Source organism: Arthrobacter sp. B2060, from assembly GCF_059090445.1.
Genome location: NZ_JBNHFR010000001.1, coordinates 697000 through 712098, shown reverse-complemented (window position 1 = coordinate 712098; position 15099 = coordinate 697000). Strand labels below are relative to the sequence as shown.

At 60.9% G+C, this 15099-nt stretch carries 14 protein-coding genes; 11 read left to right on the top strand and 3 right to left on the bottom strand.

What is annotated here, in order from left to right:
- Positions 1–347: 347 nt before the first annotated feature.
- Complete coding sequence (locus AC5RUM_RS03390) at positions 348–968, bottom strand: hypothetical protein (protein WP_494033881.1); 621 nt, start codon at positions 966–968, stop codon at positions 348–350.
- A gap of 771 nt (positions 969–1739) precedes the next feature.
- On the opposite strand from AC5RUM_RS03390, the gene AC5RUM_RS03385 reads away from it, so the two are divergent.
- The 10 genes from AC5RUM_RS03385 to AC5RUM_RS03340 all read left to right on the top strand — a co-directional run bounded on the left by AC5RUM_RS03385 (position 1740) and on the right by AC5RUM_RS03340 (position 11051).
- The gene (locus tag AC5RUM_RS03385) at positions 1740–2081 is read left to right on the top strand and encodes a DNA gyrase subunit A (RefSeq protein WP_494033602.1); all 342 of its coding nucleotides are present in this window, start codon (positions 1740–1742) and stop codon (positions 2079–2081) included.
- 70 nt (positions 2082–2151) lie between these two features.
- A complete protein-coding gene (locus AC5RUM_RS03380; RefSeq protein WP_494033601.1) occupies positions 2152–3090 on the top strand; it encodes a hypothetical protein in 939 nt (312 codons plus the stop codon).
- Positions 3091–4046: 956 nt separating this feature from the next.
- Positions 4047–4313 (top strand): hypothetical protein, encoded by a 267-nt coding sequence (locus AC5RUM_RS03375; RefSeq protein ID WP_494033600.1) that lies wholly within the window; start codon positions 4047–4049, stop codon positions 4311–4313.
- A 330-nt stretch (positions 4314–4643) separates the two neighbouring features.
- Complete coding sequence (locus AC5RUM_RS03370) at positions 4644–5171, top strand: RNA polymerase sigma factor (protein WP_494033599.1); 528 nt, start codon at positions 4644–4646, stop codon at positions 5169–5171.
- Positions 5172–5275: 104 nt separating this feature from the next.
- Complete coding sequence (locus AC5RUM_RS03365; protein ID WP_494033598.1) at positions 5276–6403, top strand: hypothetical protein; 1128 nt, start codon at positions 5276–5278, stop codon at positions 6401–6403.
- Between the two features lie 103 nt (positions 6404–6506).
- Positions 6507–7253, top strand: a complete 747-nt coding sequence (locus AC5RUM_RS03360; protein ID WP_494033597.1) for a sensor histidine kinase — start codon at positions 6507–6509, stop codon at positions 7251–7253.
- Between the two features lie 133 nt (positions 7254–7386).
- Entirely contained in the window at positions 7387–8079 is a 693-nt protein-coding gene (locus tag AC5RUM_RS03355) for a SipW-dependent-type signal peptide-containing protein (protein WP_494033596.1), read from the top strand.
- Positions 8066–8665, top strand: coding sequence for a S24/S26 family peptidase (locus AC5RUM_RS03350; RefSeq protein WP_494033595.1), 600 nt, complete (start codon positions 8066–8068; stop codon positions 8663–8665). Before AC5RUM_RS03355 ends, AC5RUM_RS03350 begins: the two co-directional genes overlap by 14 nt.
- Positions 8666–8706: 41 nt before the next feature.
- On the top strand, positions 8707–9366 hold the full coding sequence (locus AC5RUM_RS03345; RefSeq protein ID WP_494033594.1) for a hypothetical protein: 660 nt from the start codon (positions 8707–8709) through the stop codon (positions 9364–9366).
- A complete protein-coding gene (locus tag AC5RUM_RS03340) occupies positions 9363–11051 on the top strand; it encodes a choice-of-anchor G family protein (RefSeq protein ID WP_494033593.1) in 1689 nt (562 codons plus the stop codon). The genes AC5RUM_RS03345 and AC5RUM_RS03340 overlap by 4 nt, the downstream gene beginning before the upstream one ends.
- A gap of 329 nt (positions 11052–11380) precedes the next feature.
- Here the strand turns inward: AC5RUM_RS03340 and AC5RUM_RS03335 are convergent, their stop codons facing one another.
- Complete coding sequence (locus AC5RUM_RS03335) at positions 11381–11557, bottom strand: CsbD family protein (RefSeq protein WP_400577174.1); 177 nt, start codon at positions 11555–11557, stop codon at positions 11381–11383.
- Positions 11558–12257: 700 nt separating this feature from the next.
- A complete protein-coding gene (locus tag AC5RUM_RS03330; RefSeq protein ID WP_494033592.1) occupies positions 12258–12752 on the bottom strand; it encodes an FBP domain-containing protein in 495 nt (164 codons plus the stop codon).
- A gap of 758 nt (positions 12753–13510) precedes the next feature.
- Between AC5RUM_RS03330 and AC5RUM_RS03325 the strand changes: the two genes are divergently transcribed.
- On the top strand, positions 13511–14848 hold the full coding sequence (locus AC5RUM_RS03325; RefSeq protein ID WP_494033591.1) for an alpha-amylase family glycosyl hydrolase: 1338 nt from the start codon (positions 13511–13513) through the stop codon (positions 14846–14848).
- The last annotated feature ends 251 nt before the right edge of the window (positions 14849–15099 follow it).

The window sequence follows — 15099 nt, the reverse complement described above, 5'->3', positions numbered from 1 at the left end:
TTAAGAAGATTCAAGATCGTTGGCGTGGTCGGGATCTTCGCACTTCCACTCATTGGTTCTCTGCTCAGAGGGGCCACGGGTTGGTCCCCGTGGATCACGTACGGTGTTCCCCTGATTATCTTGATTCTGGCAACCCTCCCACTGCTTCGCGCTGCCCGACGCCAGCAAGCGGAAATGCGCAGCGCAGAGTCGAAACCCAATCGAGAAGCGCCCCGGTAGCAGGTTCCCATACGGATACGCCTGTGGGCGCTAACGGCGCCAAGCATAATGCGAAGAACGGTAAGGTGCCTCGTCATTCTGGGTTCACTGCCACCGTTTTGTTCGTAATTGCCCGCTCAATCCCGGAGCTACGGGCGGCGGTGCCATGCACGTCCGTGGCGATAGCGTGCAGCCGTACCCGGGAGGCCGGCGGGCCCCAGGTCTATAACGTCCAAGATGCCTCGTTCAGCGGGTGGCACGAAGTCTGGATCTACCCCCTGAGGCGGACCTCCCCGTTCCTCTCGGGATATTTCCATGGCCGGTTCAACAAACGGGGAAACCGAATCAACGTCGTTCGCTTCTCTAAGGACAGGAATTCCTGGGAAGGCATGCCCAGCGAAGGCCAGCAGCGCTGCACCAGAATAAGAGGTGTCAGCTTCGCTCTGCGGAACCGCAGAACTGGCGTCCCACAACCAGGAAGCCCGGGCGAGATCACGGAAGCCGCCATGATCCAACGCGTTCACGGCGTCTATACCGTGCGCAGGACAGTAATCATCAGCCGGTATTGTTCCGACAGTCCAGTCGGGACCTTCATCCAGATCCCGACGCTTTGTTTCCACCAGGCAGATGCATCCGGATGTTTCACTGTCCTCAATTGTTAGGCCTCCGCCGTAGGACCTAACAAAGTCCTCTGTCCAGACGGGTCCCTCTGTACTGGGTATCTGCCAAACGGTTGCTGCCAACTGCCGGTGCGCCCACCACCGCCACACATACTGGACCGCCCAGAGGACCGTCAGCAATGTTGCAACGCCTGCGAGGGAGGCCGTCGACGGAGCAAAAATAGTTTCGGTCGCTATCGTGACTCGACCGCCGCCGTTGGCCAACTGGACCGTAAATGCCGCCCACAGCAGAAGGGACACAACTGTCAGAGCTGCCACGACTCCGCGACCACGGCTCAAGGCGCGGCGCTCGGCCGCCAACGCCTTGGTTCCTACATGCACCGTGCTGCCGTCCCTCAGCCGCTCCGCAAGAGAGCGAACCTCCCTGAGTTGCCCGAGCGATGACCTGATCTCCCTACCCGCCAAAAGCCACCCCACCAAGGCGCCTGCAGCCCACACAAGAGTGGATACCGACCCGCCAATTGCGTGCACCACCGAGCACGCCGTGAAGACCACCAGCGAGGCGAACGGCGCCCGCCTGCCCACAGCCCACCCGAACGCCGCGAAGTAGACAGCTGCAAGAGTCGTGGCAATGACGGCGACTTCCAAAGGCAGCAGTGCTGCGTCCGGGCCCGGCGGCGGCGTAGCCTCCCAGCCCCGGTCAGCCACGAAGGCTCCGGCCACCGTGCCCACACCTGCCAGCCAGGTAATCAACGTCACCCGGAACCCGGAACCACGCCTTGGCAAGTCTGCCCAATCCGACCTCGTCGGCCTGAGAAGTTCACGAACATTACTCATGGCATCATCCTGCCCGAATAACCTTCCTTCGGTGATCCTCAACTGGACGCAATGCCCAATGACTTCCGTCGCAAGAATCGCCGCATGGATGAGGGTGAGTGGCAGACAAGGCAAGAATTGATGGTCCTCGATGCCCCGATACAGGCGATGGATCGGCGTGACGAGGTCTTCCAGATGATTGAGGATTCAGGGGACATGGACGAAGCAATCCGTCGGGTGGGTCAGCTGTTGGGTGTGCGAGAGTTGGGCAGCCGGGCTGTCCTCGACCTGCAGGCTAGAAAATTCACCCGAGACCAGCGGCAGGCCATCGCTTCGCATGCAGAAGAACTTAGATCAAAGTTGCCTGATGCCGCTGAGGATTTCGTTCTCTGTGGATTGCTGGTTCCCTCAGCGGGCTCAGGACCGCCGCGGCAGTCGCCGCCCTAGCCAGGATCGATTGTCGGCGATAGGCTGCGGAAACCGGGCTGGCCGCGGCTCGCGAGACAGGGGGACCACGTTGAGCTCGTTCGTTGTCGGCGCGGATCTGATCGACCTGTTGGCGACCGCCGCCCGGAGGATCCGCAACGGCAAGATGCCGGACCGCTTCTTCGACTACGAGGACACTGCTACCGCACAGTCGATCGGGGAAGCACTGGCCCATTTCAACAACGTGGCGGTCTCCGACTACTACCAGGAAGAGAATGCCGAGCCGGAGTACACGTTCACCCCGGTCGAGGAGATCCTGGCCGGAACGCTCGAGCCCAGGCATCTGGTGCAGGTCTACTTGGCGGCGAAGTGCTACAACTACCAGACCGGCGAGGACCACCCGGAATGGGCCTACAGCCTCCCGTGGGCGACCGTGAAGGCGATCCGTTTCTGGGCAGAGACCCGTCTCTACGGGCTCGGCTGGCCGATCGTGAAGCTCCGGAACTCCGGCGGGTACGAGTGGGCCGGCTTTGAAGACGGGGCCTGGGAATGGACCCGCGAGCACGGCTTCCCCGAGCTGCAGATCAACCCTGGTCGGCTCGACGACGACGAAGTCAGGCAGGCGATCACGGCCACCGAGCGGATGGGCGACCAGGTGTCCGCGGCACTGGGGATGTCCAAGGTCTCTCTCCTCGCCCGCCTTGTCCTGGCTGCCCATGAGGACGGCGCCTATCTTATCCTTGAGCCGGATGGCGGCCGATTTGTCCGCTGTACGTTCTTCCGGGAAGGCGGCGAGAAGATCGCTGAAATCAGCTCCCCGGAGGCGGCTGCCTATGGCGCCTTGTCGACCGGCGAAGAAGAGGTGCGAGCACTCCTAGCGACCGTTGATCCCAGCCCGGCAAATCCGGCTTGGAGAGAGTTCGCCCCCGAGGGTGTCCCGCCGCTGGATGAAGGGTCTCGAGCGGTCGACCTGGGGAAGGCGTCGGCCTGGTCGCCGTTGACGACCCGTCCTCGCCCCAGCGACACTTGACCGAGCGTCTCGCGGTGCAGCGGTCCGGCGGGCGCGTCCAATGACAGGCCCCCAAAGCCCACGAGCGTGTGGATCGCAGCGGTGAGTGCTGTGGGTCGGTCAGCGGTAGGTGGCGGCATGCGCCGGTTGTGGATTCCCAAACGGGGGACGGTGGCAGCGCCAATAAGAGAGGCCACTTTCCGCTGATCGTCACAGCACGGGAATACCGACCGGATGGAACCAGCGGTTGATACCCTGCCCCTATTTTTGTGGCGCGAGTATGGGGACAATCAGGGCATGGGAGGTTTCAGGGAGATCGGCCTGTTCATGGCCACATGCGCTCTGATTCTCTCTGTCAGTGCCTGCGGAAGCGTCGGCGGTAACGGGGCTGGAGAAGAGTGGCAAGAGCCGCCCCTGCCATCTGCAGAGCCGTCCCCGGAAGTCGGTGGCAGTCTCGACCGGGACCCATGCCCGGAGAAAGGACAGCTTCCGACCAATTCAATAGAACCGATTGTCCCGGCCCCAGGCTCTTCGACCGCATCCAGTTGCGGCACAGGCTTTGTTCCACTGACCAAGGATCAAATGCGCAGCGCCACTCCTCTGCTGATGCCACTTCAACCAATCCCGGAAAGTCCAATAACACCCTAGTCAAAGGGAGTTATCGAAGGAACGGCACGATCGTGGTTCGCCAATGGGAGCGTGAGCATCGATTGCCAGCTGGCGGGAAATCGTACTCTCATCCGTAAGGGGGCGTGGAAGGACAAGCGATGAGAAAGTGGCAGATGCCCATTATCACGCTGATTTTCGTGGCCGCATTTGTGATTCTCTATTTCAATGGGCTTTTGGGAAACACGCAGTCCCCTAGGCGCCCACCCGTTCCGTTTGGTCCCCTGAGTCCTCTCCGCCAAGAACCGTCCCGTTGGGCGTTCGGCATGAGGGGCTACCGACCGGCTAGGAGTTCGTGATTTAGTGCAGCTATGGCATCAGCAGATGAGGTCAAACGCAAAACTAACCGCATCGCTTTCAGCTCGATAATCGGCGCCGGTGTTCTGGTAATCGCTAATTTCTTGCCCACTGATCCTGAGCCATTGCTTTGGATAAAGATGACTCTCATGATTGCTGCCGTCATCGTCATGGTCGCTTTGCTCACGCGTTTTGTGCTGTGGCAGCGGGCCGAGTACTGGCGCGAACGCGGCATAGACCCCAAGCACCCGGAGCATCCTGCCTCTCCAGACAACGTTTAATCAGAGGCCAAACCTGCATGCTGCTCGGCAAAGAATGGCAATGAGAACTGTCACTCACAGCGATTCGTGGACTAGACCTATCAAACTGTCCGGGTAGAGGTTCCTAAATGAGAGTTGCTTTACGCAAAAGTGACGGTGCAAGGTTCCCCAGAATATGGCAGCAGAGCATTCCAGCGGGCCTGATCCACCGGCTGGCAACTTTCGCAATTCTTCGACACGGGGCTGGACCTGCCAAGCATTGAACCGTATGGGAGGCAGACGATTCGAACCGACTCAAAATTCCTTTGGGAATCCGGTTACACTTTCCGGGCTGCCGGACATTAACAGGGTATGAGCTTGCAGACAGACCAGGGGGAACGCGTGGATTCGGGCAGGCAGAAACGGTTTTTGGTGGCACATACGGCCTGCCATGATCGCGTCTATCGCTACTTCCGCCGCCGAACGGAAGACTCGGCGACGGCCGAGGACCTTTGCGCGGAAGTCTTCCGGATTGCATGGGAAAAATCTCGTCAAGACGATGATCTGTCCGTGCTGGTTGTCTTCGGTGTAGCCAGAAACGTCATGCGGAACCACCGGCGTTCAGCTGCACGCTCCGCGAACCTCCTCCAGCATTTGGAGAGGCAACGCACCCATGACAGGGATCCATCGGAAACAACGGTCCGGGACGCACTGGACCGGCTTAAGCCGGATGAGCGTGAAGTACTGCTCTTAACTTATTGGGACGGTTTCACCTCAGATGAGGTCTCGGACCTACTGAATGTCAGCGCTACGGCGATCAGGATGCGTTTGCATAGGGCACGCAAGGAACTTAGCGATCTACTTCGGACCGTGCGAGAGTCAGAGGAGGCACAACGATGAGCAAGGAAGACATGTCGGCCGTCGCACGCTTAAGCGCAGCTGACCCGGCCTCAAGTGTTACCGAGGATGAGGTAGCCCGCAGTCGCGCCAGAAGCCTTGCAGTCATGGATACCGATGTCACCCACATCGCCGTCGGTGGCTCCATAGACCATTTCCACATCCAACCCGCCAAGCGTCATTGGGGGCGCTTGGCTGGACTCGGGTTAGCTGCCGCGGCTGCCGCTGCAGTTGTTGTTGGGGTTGTGGTCGCGTCCACCATACCAACGGTGCCGATGGAGCCGGCAGCTCCCGCAACGTCCCAAACATCGCCCGTCCAGGAAACGCCGTCGGGTCCCCTCAGTGATCTGTTCGCCTCTGCAGACGAAGTTTTGGTTCTCCAGGCCCTGCCCAACCGGGCCGTCTGGAACAAAGCGTGGGAAGAATCCCTCGCGAAATCCCAGAGCGCGGCGTCTTCCCCCGGTGGGCTAGGCCCCGAGTTTCCAAGTCTTGGTGTGGAGCCCGTCAACATTCTGCAGGTCCTGAAAGGCTCGCGGAGTGCTGGGCAAGCCACTCTCGATGTGGAGGCTGCCCCAGACTTGTGGAGAAACACCAACAATGTCGCACCGCTGACATTCCTCGCCTTCGTTGCCAAAGGCCCGGACGGTGAGATGCACCTAATGAAGGAACCCCAGGCGCTGCTGGAAATCCAGAACCTGCGTCAGGGCACACTGACGGATCCCACCACGCACGAAGTTGTCGACGTCGGCGACGACCTGCGTCAACGCATTTCAGTCGCACCGGCTGGTGACGTGCCCATCGCTACCTACGCCAGTGCTTCCTCACAGCCGGACGTCATCCAGGAAACACGCAAGAACCCGGATGGGACCGCTGAGGGCATTATGCATGGCCGCGTCACGGCAACGGAAGCCTGCTTCACGTTCCAGACCAGCACCGAAAAGGTCTACCTGCGCTGGCCCGCAGGTTACACCGCGGCCATCAAATCTCTTCCGCAAGACGCCGACGGCAACTTTGCTCTCGAAGGAACGTCCCGGGGAGACAGGCCCGTGGTTCTCAATGACTGGGGCATCGTCTACGCCTATGACGGGTCGTCCTGGCCCCTAATCGCCGGCTCCAGGACCAACGAGACTGCCTCCTGCAACAACGAATCCCTTCCCGTCTTTGAAGTTACGCCGCCCTCGGCAGGAACCAGCCCCTTCGCGCTTGACCACGAATCGGGGGTGGCGTTGCCATAGTGCACCCGTCCATTTGATTTCCACCGGTCAAGAGGCCGGGCGAATGGGGCCGTGGCCGGGCCTGCCGACATGGTCAGGGACGTGGCCACTGATCATGATGACCTTGGCTATCGCCGTTTCCGGGTTGCGGCCGCTCGTTTCCCTTGGTGTGACCGCTGCGCTTCTGCTGGGACAGTTCTTCTACATAATCCCGCAAATGTACGCCAACCACTGGCCCATCTACTTGGGTTCGTTCATCGCCCTGACCTTCATCGTATGGACCTCACCTCGACGTGTCCGGTACATCGCCTGCGGCGCCAACCTGGCTTTTGTCGCGGCCATGACTTTCCTGATGCTCTCCTGGCGATACGGACATGGCATGGGCAAGTTCAATCCCATGGGCTTCGGAGACCGTGGGATGTTCACCAGTTACGGCTGGACACTGTTCTCGGTTCTGCTGCTCATTGCAATCGCATGCGTCGGCGCCGGGCTTCTACTATCGCTCTACCAGGAGCGGGGCAGTCTTTTTCAGGCCAGGGAGCTGGCCCAGAACAACCTGAAGGAGACGGAGATAGATCTAATTGTTGAACAGGGGCGCACACGCATTGCACGGGACCTGCACGACGTACTGGCCCACTCCCTGGCTGTGATCGCGGCGCAGGCAGACGGGACCCGCTACCTGAGCAAGGACCAGCCCAAGGCGGTCCTCACCGCGTTGGACACCATTGCAATTTCCGCGCGCAGCGCCCTAATAGACCCGCAGCACGCCGCGCTGGACCGGGGTGCTCGACTGGCTGGTTGGTGGAGGCCCGGAAAACATCGGGTCTTCCCCGGAAATCCTCAAGCTTTCCTACCTCGAGATCTTGCGTAACCCCCTGCGGCTTTACCAAACCTTGAGCATTTCTTTCAGGTTTTCCGGCAGGTTCTTGATTTGCCTCAGCAACTGTATGAACACGACGACGGGTTGACCGTCTCTTTCCAATTCATAACCTCTGGGGGATTTCATGGATATGACAACTAAGGCAAGCCGCTGGACGAAGGGTAGGGCGCTTCTTGCCGGAGGTCTGGTTTTGGGTCTCGGAGCCGCTGCTACCCTGGCGGCCTGGACGGACAACGAATGGGTTTTCGGCGGATCAGGAGACGGCGACGGCACGGAGCCGAATACACCTGGTACTGGAATTTACAGAATGCAACAAAATACGTGGACAGGAACGGCCGGAGCCGCCTTCTGGACTGATGAGCCGGCTGCCAACGGTGGGGCGCTTACCTTCACTGTGGAACCGGAAAAGATGGTACCCGGAAAGACCGTGTACTCTCCGATGCAGTTGCGGGCTGTGGCAGGCTCGGAACCCTTGGATGTTTCCCTCGCCGAAGGCATTCAGTCGGCCCTCAACAGAGGCCCGGACAATAGCACCGCTTTGTACAATGCACTGACTTACGGGGTCTACAAGGGCGTGGGCAAGGCCGCCTGTGAGGCCGGGACCGTGGCCGGGGCAGACGTCGTCGTAGCTCAGGGATCAGCATTGACTGCCACGTCAACCACGACCTTTCCTTTGGCTGCGGGAGCAGATGCCGGTACGGCTGGTGCGCCTGAAAACCTGTGCTTCGCGCTGACCCTTCCGTCTACGGCTTCTGCTGACCTCCAAGGACTGAACACAGTGCCCGTATGGCGGTTCACCAGCAGTGTCGGGCAGTAGCGAGAAGGGAAACCTCTCACGACGATTGCTGAGGGCCGGGAAGGAAACCGCCCTGACCGTGCTGGCACTGGCCGGGTGCCTGTGCGTGCTCGCAGTCGTGGCTGGCGCTTGGCTGGATATCAGCCTGATCGTCTTCCGGACCGGATCAATGTCCCCGGGGATCGAACCGGGTGCCATCGCCGTCGTCCAGGAGGTCCCGGCGTCGTCCCTTAAACCGGAAGACATTGCCACCGTCCAGCGTGAGGGCTCATCCCTTCCCGTCACCCACCGCGTCGTTGCTTCCGAACCTGACCCATCCGACCATCAAAAAGTGTTCCTCACCATGAAAGGTGATGCGAACGTATCCGAGGACCCGGTCCGCTACAACGTCCAAACCGCCAAGAAGCTCCTGTTTGCTGCACCGGGGCTGGGATATTGGGTGATGCGCCTGCAAAGCCCCTGGTTCATGGGTTTTTGCACGGTTGCCATGTCGTCCCTTGTCACTTGGACGTTCTGGCCACGGAGAGGCGCATCGGGTGCGGAACACACTTTTAATGAACAGCCGCTTCCCGATCAGGCGCTTCCCGAAAGGGCAGGCACAACGTGAGGCGGGCCGAACCTTCCGGCTACGCCGGAAGGATGTGCAGAATGCTGGCAGCCTGCGCCGTGGCCCTTTGGCTAGGAATGACGTCGCCCGCTCACGCGGCCCCCCCGGAGTTCCACGAACCGATGCAGGACGTGCCGGAAACTGGACAAGCCGGATTGCTGAGCCTGACTTCCTCAGTCCTGCCCCTTGAAATCCCTTGGCTGGAGCCGGGAGACACTTTTAGCTGGCAAATCGGACTCCATCTGATAGATAAGCCGGTGGCGGACGGGACTTTGCAGTTCATACCCTACGGCGGGCTCATGCAGCCAAATGCCGGTTATCGACTGACCGCGCAGCGCTGTGAAACGCAATGGACCGGACAAAGCGGCACGGGCGGAGAGTTGGGATGCGCATCCGGCGCCAGCATTTTGTTGGCCGATAGCCCTCTCCAATTGGGCCCAACAGCATGGATTCCTTTCGGGGATGTGGCCACGTTAACAAGCCCCCATATACTTTTCACCTTGTCCCTGCCGGACGAGGGAGCCGTAGCGGGTCCCTTCACCTTTGCCCTGGGGTTTACCGTCATAGGGGACGAGACGAAAATGCGCAACGATCTTGCGGACACGGGGTTTGCCGTAGCCGGACCGCTTGCCGCGACGGTCATCCTGCTGGGAGCCGGGCTACTCGCAAAGTTAAGCGGCAGAAGGGCTGGCAAGCCATGAACGCGCTAGCTGGCCGATTGCGGAACCGCCTGATCGGGGCGGGCGCTCTCGCTGTGACAGTTGCACTGGGCGGCGCAGCCCTAACGAATGCAGCCTGGGTCGACAACGAATACGTTCATGCGCGCGGTGTGGGCACAGATGGCAAGTGCGAGCTGGACAGTGGAACCCCCAGTACTGCTTCGGCGCGCCAGTTCAGCGGGACCCTGATGGGTTCGAACCTGGACAATCTGGCCGCAGTAGACGGCGTTAGCGTTTCAAATGACGGCGCCGGAACCAGCACATCAAGCCCCGGGGCCATCCGCATTGACGACAGCACCTTCAAGGCACCGCTGGACCTGGATCTGATGCGCGCCGACGTCCTCCAGCTCTCGCTTCCGCTAGGCCTTCCGGTCGGTTCGGCAGATGTATACAGCCAGTGGGGCCAGACCCTTGATAACGGGAATACGACGGCGGCGAGCGGCCTGGTCACGGACAGCGGCGGCGTGATTGGCCTTGGGCAGCCGCAAAACCCCTCCGATCCACCCACGATGGCGACGTTCGACCTTGGAGCTCTGGCGCCGGCGGCAATGGCCGGCATGACCCTTGAAATTGGGGCTGCATCTTCTATCGCCCGGCTAACACACTGCGGCGACCTCGGCAACGGCTGGCGGGGACCACTGGAGGAGCCCCTGCTGGACCGTGCGTACAGTATTTCCTCCCTCGATCTGAATGCCACGCTGCCGGCTCTGAGGACAGCTGTATCCGGGACAGGTCAGCTCCTTGATGGTGTCCAGACCAGCCTGGACGCCGCCATGGATGACTCGGAGGCTCGCATATCTGCGGACCTGACCCTCGCGGCAGCTCCGCTCCTCGGCACACTTACCCTAGGCGGCATCGATACACGGGTGACCATGACCCAGGCGGACCTAACACCTGTCCGAACCCTCCTTAATAGCACAATGACCGACAACCGCGGCCTGCTGACGGTTGATTTTGCAGCCGGCACCGTCCGCGTTGACCTGGCCAAGACAGCGGGTGGCGTGAACGGCCTTAACGGTCTCGATCCTAATACTGAAGTAGTTCTGAACCAGGCGATGATGGATGAACTTTCCGCAGCCCTTACCGACGTACTAAACGACTGGCATAAGAACATGACCTCGGCCCTCGTTACTGCCATCCGTGCGGCATCAGTGACCGTCAACTCCACCGTCCACGTACTCTCGGCAGGCCTCCCGCTAGCGGACATACAGCTCGGACTTGGACCGGTTTCCACTGGCAGCTTGTTGGATCTTTACAACGGCGTCCCCGGCACACCGTCCGTTCCGATCACGACGTCGATAAAGATGCTGGGCCTGAACCCCCTCGGACTGCTCATTCCCACACTCAATACGCTCGCGTCCGGACTGGCCGCCGCACTCCCCGGGATCGTCGGCGAGGCGCTCAATGACGAGCTCATCCTGGGCACAGTAGGGGATGCGGAAACATCTTTCACGGAGCTGACAAGCCCGTTAGGAGCCAGCCTGTCCGCAGCGCTGGGTCAGCTAAGCAACCTGCTCTCCATCATGGTCAATGTCCAGCCTGACCAGCCCGGTCACCCTGAGCCATCAAGTGCGGGCCCATTCAGGGTTTCCGCACTCCGGCTGTTGTTCGACGACAATGTCCTGGATATGTCTCTGGCCAGCTCCTCAGTGAGGTATGGACACTAAAGTCTCGCCCGTCCTGCTCAGTTGTCCCAGAACTTGGAACCGGGACCGGGCATGCGGCGGTAAATGCCTGCCGAGTTTCCGGCGCCCAACCCGGAATGCCACCACTTACTGCAACCCCTAAACCATGGAAACATGCATGTGTCGCAGGACTTCTACTACTCCCGTGGATTTAACGCCGATAACGGATGTTTCGTCAACCTATAGGGCCGGGCGAGACTCTTGCGCCGTTGGATGAGGTCAGGGCACGTCTGCCGGGCCCGATTCCTACGCTTCCGGGCAAAGCGAAGGGCGCACCCCGTTCGCGGAGTGCGCCCTTCGTTGCCGTCTGGTCAGTCCTTCTTGAAAGCGTCCTTGACCTTTTCGCCGGCTTGCTTCAAATCGCCTTTGGCCTGGTCGGCTTGGCCCTCGTTCCGCAGGCTTTCATCGCCCGTGGCGGCACCTGTGGCTTCCTTGCCCTTACCGCCGGCCTTCTCTGCCGCGTTCTCGATCTTGTCGCCCAATCCCATGGTGTTTCCTCCTCTGGTTGGCAGCCGCTTGCATTCGGCTACGAACATAATAAGCATGCTTAGCAACAAGTAATCAAGTGGACGTGCGGATGCTCCGTGAGTCAGGACGATTCACTCGGGGACGTGACACAGTTGGCCTGGAGCATGCATGGGTGGACGAAACCTACAGCTTGACTGCGGGCCGAGGTACAGCAGGATGACCTCTTCCAGGTTCGGCTGCGACGCAACCATTCCGCCCCGAAAGCGTCACATTCGGCGCTGGCCGCGGAGGCCCTCGCAGCTACTTCTGCTCCCGTGGCTTTAACGCCGATAAGCGTGATTCCGTCACTTGGGGTGGGCGTGCAGTGGCGAGGGAGTGCCTTTTACCATCGCGAGGTCTGCCCCAGTCTCGGGAGGTATCCCGGAACTACTGCTCTTTCGTGGAGTTGTTCAGGCTTGTGCCTCGAAACTTTGAGCTGCCCTGGTCGGTGCCGGTGGCCAAATACTCGAAGTCAGAATGCCACGTGCTCACGCCCGTAGGCACGGAACGTGTTGGCATACAAGCGCATAGAGGTAGATGGACTTGTCCCGGGGAAGCCTGCCAGTGTTAGCCTGGCGCAGGCTTCCCCGGGACCTCATAAACGTTCGGTAGCCCGGGTCGCGTGCCACTCGCGGGCGCCGGAGCTACAGGCCCCTGACCGGCTTCTTGGCTGGTCTCCGCCTAGCCTTGCTGGACCCGATTGAGAAAGTGCCCGGTGCGGTTTTGGAGGCCCTCAATCTGGCGGAGGACGACGGCCGCCGGGTTCGGGTTGATCTCATTGGCCGGAGGCTCCTTTCGCACGTTCTCGCAGCACAGGAAGTCTGCGCAGATCAATGTGCCAACGGTGTTCCCGTCACGACCCGACTGGCCAGCGCGTTTGGCCACCCAAAGGAGCACATCCTCCTTGGAGAACACATCCCGGCACAGCTCACAGAGCACCGAGCGGTTCTTCTTGGCACCGCCCTCGGGTGCGCGGAGCATAATCCCGGTCACGCCTTTTGGCCCGGGCACTACCAAATACCCCCGAAGTGGCATCTTCTCGTCGCGCCAGCCCAGGAAGTCCAGGCTGTCCCATGCCTGGGAATCGAGGTTTTTGGGCAGGGTGAGCTTTGCGACCTCCGAACGGGTGGCGTTGATAAAGGATGAACGGATCTGTTGCGGCGTGATTGCCTGCATGATTGACACTTTCGACGATGTGGGTTCCCCTTCCGGGGAGGGTCACGGAGTGTCAGCTTCCGGGCGCGCGAAAGAGACCGCAATCTACGTCTTTTGTCAGTTGGTGACCTGAAGAACTAGGGACGGGTCCGCGTCGAGGGGAAGCTGGGCGCAGCAGCGGGCGCACTGCAGGCCATGACGGCCACCTCGCTCACTATGGCCGCAGCGACCGCAAAGGTCCCCCGCGTACTCATTGCCTCGTCTCCTCACCTTTTCACCAGATCATCCCGGTTCCCATATCGTGCCAAACCATATCCAGATCTGTCCAAAAGGTTGTTGCCACCATCCTTGGCAAACGTAGCGGCTGTTGCGAGGAGCAGGACGCAGAAATCAAGGACAGATGCACGATTCTCACGTTGAATGAGAGCGCTCGTGGAACCCCTATAACCGGTCTTCCGTCAACCTGAGTCAGGGGGAAATTCGAAGCCAGCTTGACTCACCTCGCAACGCTGACCTGGGGCAGTTTGTCGGCCACCTGTTTCAACGGCATGGTGTCGGCGACGGATTCTGAGGCCAATTGAGAGGATGACGGCCTTGGAGAACAGGCCCGTGGATCAACACTCGAACTTGCCTCAGCAGAGGATCAGGAATAGTTGTCCAGGACCGGCCCGGCAGGGCAAGCAGCCGGGCAATCTGCCGAAGTACTACGGTGGCACTTCCGAGGTCGCTGCTCCGTGGTTCCCGGTAGGTTGGGGATAGACGAAAGGTGGATCACCAATATGACAGAGCCCTCATGGGTTCAGCACGCCATCTGGTGGCACGTGTATCCTCTTGGCTTCACGGGCGCTGAACCGACCATGCTGGCCGACCAGGCGACAGTACACCGCCTCCCCAGGCTGCACGCCTGGCTGGACTACGCTCTGGAACTTGGGGCATCTGGCCTCGCCCTCGGCCCTGTGTTTGCCTCGGAATCGCACGGGTATGACACCACGGATTATTTCCGTATCGATCCCCGTCTCGGCGATGACCAGGACTTTGACGAACTGATCAGGCAGGCGCATGCCCGCGGCCTGAAGGTTCTGCTCGACGGAGTGTTCAACCACACCGGGCGCGGCTTCGGCCCGTTCCAACAGGTGCTGGATGAAGGACCTGCCGCACCCGCGGCGCCCTGGTTCCGGCTGACCTGGCCGGAGACCGGATGGAAGCCCGGGAGCGAGCCTGACTATAAGGACTTTGAGGGCCACCATCACCTCGTCGCACTGAACCATGAGGAGCCCCAAGTGGCCGGATTCGTTGCTGACGTGATGAAGCACTGGTTGCGGCGCGGCGCGGACGGCTGGCGGCTGGACGCCGCCTACGCCGTGCCGCCGGCGTTTTGGAAGGCAGTGCTGGCCGACGTGCGCCATGAGTACCCGCAGGCCTACTTCGTGGGGGAGTACATCCATGGCGACTATGCCCGGGAAGCGGACGCCGGCACGCTGGACTCGGTGACACAGTACGAATTGTGGAAGGCGATCTGGAGCTCCCTCAACGACGCCAACTTCTATGAACTTTCTGCAGCCCTGGAACGGCATAACGGCTTCCTCGAGACGTTTCGGCCCTTGACGTTCGTGGGCAACCATGACGTCACACGCCTTGCAAGCAAGCTGACCAACGCCGATCAGCTCCCGCTCGCCCTGGCGGTCCTCCTAACAGTGGGCGGTACGCCATCCATCTACTACGGCGACGAGCAGGCCTTCCGTGGGGTTAAGGAGACTCGGCTCGGGGGAGACGACGCTGTCCGACCGGCGTTTCCTGCCGAGCCCTCGGAGTTGGCGCAGCTCGGCCAGCCGGTCTACCACCTGCACCAGGAACTGATTGGGCTGCGCCGCAGGCACCCATGGCTGCATGATGCCCGCACGAAGGTGGTGACACTCAGCAACGAACACCTCGTTTACGAGGCGAGCAGCGATGGCGCCACCATCACGGTCGCCCTGAACCTGTCCGACACGGCCACGCAATTGCCCGTTCCGTCGTCGGCCTCTACCGTCCTGGCCGGCAGGGGAACAAACCTGCCGGACCGCAATGCAGTCAGCCTTCCCAGCTACGGCTGGGCCGTACTCGGGTGCGCTACATAGGCCGCGGCGCATTTCCAACGCCCCTAAGCTGCGCCCTCCTCGAGCCAATCATCATGGAAAAGCTTTACGTAATCTCGGCTATCAGACCGGGTACCGCGGCGCACGGCGCCTTGGGCGCGCGCCCCAGGATAAACACGCGGGGAGGGCATGTGATTCATCCGATGAGATACGCAGAGCACAGTTGACGTAACGTCCGCTATCAGCCGTCTCCAACGTGAGCGCCTGCTGGCCAATCAGGGGCGTAGGTCTGC

Excerpts from the sequence above, each read along its gene's own strand:
- AC5RUM_RS03385 (WP_494033602.1), top strand. The coding sequence starts at position 1,740 with ATGGATGAGGGTGAGTGGCAGACAAGGCAAGAATTGATGGTCCTCGAT.
- AC5RUM_RS03375 (WP_494033600.1), top strand. The coding sequence starts at position 4,047 with ATGGCATCAGCAGATGAGGTCAAACGCAAAACTAACCGCATCGCTTTC.
- AC5RUM_RS03370 (WP_494033599.1), top strand. The coding sequence starts at position 4,644 with ATGAGCTTGCAGACAGACCAGGGGGAACGCGTGGATTCGGGCAGGCAG.
- AC5RUM_RS03365 (WP_494033598.1), top strand. The coding sequence starts at position 5,276 with ATGGATACCGATGTCACCCACATCGCCGTCGGTGGCTCCATAGACCAT.
- AC5RUM_RS03355 (WP_494033596.1), top strand. The coding sequence starts at position 7,387 with ATGGATATGACAACTAAGGCAAGCCGCTGGACGAAGGGTAGGGCGCTT.
- AC5RUM_RS03345 (WP_494033594.1), top strand. The coding sequence starts at position 8,707 with ATGCTGGCAGCCTGCGCCGTGGCCCTTTGGCTAGGAATGACGTCGCCC.
- AC5RUM_RS03340 (WP_494033593.1), top strand. The coding sequence starts at position 9,363 with ATGAACGCGCTAGCTGGCCGATTGCGGAACCGCCTGATCGGGGCGGGC.
- AC5RUM_RS03335 (WP_400577174.1), bottom strand. The coding sequence starts at position 11,557 with ATGGGATTGGGCGACAAGATCGAGAACGCGGCAGAGAAGGCCGGCGGT.
- AC5RUM_RS03330 (WP_494033592.1), bottom strand. The coding sequence starts at position 12,752 with ATGCAGGCAATCACGCCGCAACAGATCCGTTCATCCTTTATCAACGCC.
- AC5RUM_RS03325 (WP_494033591.1), top strand. The coding sequence starts at position 13,511 with ATGACAGAGCCCTCATGGGTTCAGCACGCCATCTGGTGGCACGTGTAT.